The organism is Acinetobacter sp. MF4642, from assembly GCF_002018925.1.
Lineage (GTDB): Bacteria > Pseudomonadota > Gammaproteobacteria > Pseudomonadales > Moraxellaceae > Acinetobacter > Acinetobacter johnsonii.
The window spans coordinates 1-3,963 of sequence record NZ_MVON01000059.1 but is presented as its reverse complement, the minus strand read 5'-3'; the positions used below and the strand labels follow the sequence as shown (position 1 = coordinate 3,963).

2 protein-coding genes are annotated in these 3,963 nt (G+C 40.1%); one reads left to right on the top strand and one right to left on the bottom strand.

Going from position 1 to position 3,963, the window contains the following annotated elements; translation table 11 throughout:
* Nucleotides 1-1,328 precede the first annotated feature (1,328 nt).
* Nucleotides 1,329-2,561 carry a tyrosine--tRNA ligase gene (gene tyrS / locus MF4642_RS16195; RefSeq protein ID WP_101495457.1) on the bottom strand — a complete coding sequence of 411 codons (1,233 nt, stop codon included), beginning with the start codon at nucleotides 2,559-2,561 and terminating at the stop codon, nucleotides 1,329-1,331.
* Between the two features lie 63 nt (nucleotides 2,562-2,624).
* On the opposite strand from tyrS, the gene MF4642_RS16190 reads away from it, so the two are divergent.
* Nucleotides 2,625-3,752 carry an anhydro-N-acetylmuramic acid kinase gene (locus MF4642_RS16190; protein ID WP_078426848.1) on the top strand — a complete coding sequence of 376 codons (1,128 nt, stop codon included), beginning with the start codon at nucleotides 2,625-2,627 and terminating at the stop codon, nucleotides 3,750-3,752.
* The last annotated feature ends 211 nt before the right edge of the window (nucleotides 3,753-3,963 follow it).

The window sequence follows — 3,963 nt, the reverse complement described above, 5'->3', positions numbered from 1 at the left end:
CCTGCCGCCAGCGTTCAATCTGAGCCATGATCAAACTCTTCAGTTAAAAATCATTAGTAGCTTATGGCTACAAATCTTGGCTCATCAATTTTCTGACAAATATTTCTCAAATAAACTTCGAGTAATTTTTACCATCAATCAATGAAATATTTTCGATCGATCAATCAGTAAAAATCCACACAAGTTGTTCTTCATAATCTCTTAATGATCTTTCTAACACCTCGTCAGTGCTAGAAGCTGGACTCAATATACTCAACAACTCAGCACTTCGTGCTTCGTTCGTTTCCGTCTATCTCGTCGGTATGGGTGCATTCTAGAGGATTTCTAAAGCTTTGCAACCCCCAAATTCACTTATTTGAAACGGGCGTTGGTTTTTTCTACAAAACTTAAGAAAAACCGTATTTTTCATCTATTTTTTGATCATATTTATAATTTTTTCTCTTATTTCTTTCAACATGAGCCTTTCATTTCCAATCTTTAAAAGTCTTTTAAGCTTAAAATTTAAGCCTTAATATTTATTTTTTCTTTCAGGATGAGTCTTATCAATCTTCTAGCAACATTTTCGGACTTAAAATCACTCTGTATTTCTTTCATCTCTGTATTTTTAATAAATCATCTTTCTAAAGACATAGTTCTTTTATATTTAATACACGCCTAAGCTATAAAACTGCCACATCGCTATAAAAGCACCTAATATTTAGTAAGAATGGAGTGCTTAGTCTGTTTTTATTTCATTTGCATAATAGCAAGGCTCTCTTCTATCCACATCTCAATCAAAATAATTCAAGACAGAGCTGAAATAACAGCTACGATAAAGCTTGATGATACGAAGCATCTGGATATAAGTAGAAAACGCAGTGCTATACACCTGTAAAGGTGATGACCAGCTTTATTTAAAAGTCTGTTGCACCTAACTTTTATGACAACTCGTTATTTGTCTGCGAGAAACTGATTTTAAAAAACTAAATTTTTGCCAATAAAAAAGGAAGAGATCTCTCCCAAAACCTCTTCCTCGGAGTTAGATCGTTATCTGATCCATAGATGTCATTATTATAGTTATCTTAAAAAAAGCCCCTTGGGGAAGAGACTTGAAAACTGTGGAGAGTTATTCTTATTGACCCTTCTAGCGATGTTAAAAACATTGACTAGACGTTGAAATCATATACACACTCATTTTAAATTGCAATATTTTTGGAAAAAATTAAGCATTGTTTTTATAAGGTTTTTTTTGAATTTTCTTATTTGATTTTTTTATAAAGATTAAAAAATTAAAAGCAGACCGAAGCCTGCTTTTATATCAATAACTTAAAGCATATATATGTACTGACTTAGTCAGTAAAAGTGACTTTCGCAATGGCTTTTTTACCCGACTGGATAATTAAAGTGACATTTTCTTTAACAGAGAAACTCATATCGACCACGTTCCAATCGACTTTGACCGCACCACGAGCCACGGCATCTTTTGCTGCTGCTGCATTTGGGTTTAAGCCCGCTACGCGAAGAATCGTTGCAATAAACAACTCGCCACCAAATTCAGCGCGTGAAATCGTCACTTCAGGTGTCCCTTCGGGTAGTTCACCCTCAGTAATCAGATTACCTGCACCTTTATGTGCATTTTCTGCAGCTTCTGCACCGTGGAAACGCTCTACCAACTCAAGTGCTAGAATTTTCTTCACTTCTTGTGGATTACGCCCTTCAGCAATTTCGTTTAGCAGGACTTTAATGTCTTCAACGGATTTAAAACTGAGTAAATCGAAATAGCGTTCAATTAAAGCATCTGGCATCGAAAGGACTTTTTGATACATCGCTCCTGGTGCATCAAATACCCCAATATAGTTACCCAAAGACTTAGACATTTTGTTCACACCGTCTAAACCTTCAAGGATTGGTACAGTAATGCAGACTTGTGCTTCTTGATCATAACGACCCTGAAGTGTACGCCCCATCAATAAGTTAAAGGTTTGGTCTGTACCGCCTAACTCAACATCCGCCTCAAGGGCAATCGAGTCATAGCCTTGAACCAATGGATACAAAAACTCATGAATTGCGATTGGTTGATGGTTGTTATAACGCTTGGTGAAATCATCACGCTCAAGCATACGTGCAACCGTTTGCTGTGATGCCAACTGAATTAAATCAGCCGCAGTTTTGGTGGCAAACCATTCTGAGTTAAAACGCACTTTAGTCTTGTTCGGATCAAGAATTTTAAACACCTGTTCTTGATACGTTTTTGCATTTTCAAGCACTTGCTCACGCGACAATGGTGGGCGTGTTGCACTTTTTCCAGTCGGGTCACCGATCATCGCGGTATAATCCCCAATCAGGAAAGTCACGTCATGACCCAAGTCTTGGAAAGTTTTCAATTTATTAATTAAAACCGTATGCCCCAAGTGCAAGTCAGGCGCAGTCGGGTCAAAGCCCGCTTTAATTTTTAAAGGACGATTTTCTTTTAATTTCTTCAGAAGATCTTCTTCAGAAATAATTTCATGCGTGCCTCGTTGAATGAGAGCAAGTTGTTCTTCAGCCGGCAGGAAATTTGACATCACAAAACCCAAACACATCAGTTATTCAATTTGTGCGATATACTAACACTTTTTCAGCACATTGCAGGCTTTAGAATAATCATGACAGCGATCTATATTGGGGTAATGACTGGCACCAGCATGGATGGTGTTGATATTGTTGCTGCTTCTTTTGATCCATTGCAGCTTCACGCCACCCTTACTCTTTCTTTCGACCCAGATTTACGCGATGAACTGATGGCACTCACTTTGCCCGGTGACAACGAAATCGACCGTATGGGTAAGGCAGATGTGGCTTTAGCAAAGATGATTGGCGAAGGCATCAATCAACTGATTGAACAAAGTCATTTAGATCGTAGTCAAATCAAAGCGATTGGCTCACATGGACAAACCATTCGCCATCGCCCAGAGCACGGTTTTACCCTGCAAATTGGTGACCCAAACATCATCACTGAAATCACCCAAATTCCTGTGATTTCAGATTTTCGACGTCGTGATATGGCCGCAGGTGGCCAAGGTGCCCCGCTGGTTCCTGCTTTTCACCAAGATATGTTTCAACATGAAAGTATTCATCGCGTCATCTTAAACCTAGGCGGCATCGCCAATGTCAGTATGTTGCCCGCAGGCCAACCTGATCAGGTTTACGGTTTTGATACAGGCCCAGCCAACATTTTAATGGATGCATGGTGTGAACGTTTTACTGGACAGCCCTACGATGAAAATGGCAATTGGGCAGCCTACGGCCATCCGATTCGCAGCCTGCTCGATCGGCTCCAAGCACATGAGTATTTTTCTAAAGAACCACCGAAAAGTACTGGCCGTGAAGACTTCAACCTCGAATGGTTAGATGAACAAATTGCCGACTGGCGCAATGACCTTGAATACGACGAGCTTGAAGACAGTCCTGAAAATATTCAGGCTACATTAATGAAGCTCACCACGCGCGCCATTAAAAAAGCCATCTATCGCTCCGATATGGATACGGGTGAAGTCTACGTCTGTGGTGGTGGTGCCTATAATTCACACCTTTTAGAACAGTTACGTTGGCGCTTACGTAAACATAATTGGTCTGTACAAACCACCTCCGCGATTGGCTTAGCCCCAACTAGGGTGGAGGCGACTGCCTTTGCTTGGTTGGCTATGCGCTTTATCCATCAACTCAGCGGCAACTTACCGACAGTGACAGGCGCACAAGGTAACCGTATTCTCGGAACGATTACCGAGGTTTAAACATCAAAATGCTTCTGGTCTTTTAGACGCAACCCAAGCAAATCAAAAAAACCAGTCAGGTGAATAACCGACTGGCTTTTTCTTTAGGGTCTGTTGAGAATTACCGAGAGTTAATTAAACTCGCGCACAGTTGAATCATGGCTTCAAAACTCGTATCTGTTTTACAACTACGCATCGCTATACGTTTAAATTCTTTTAACTTACAGAAATA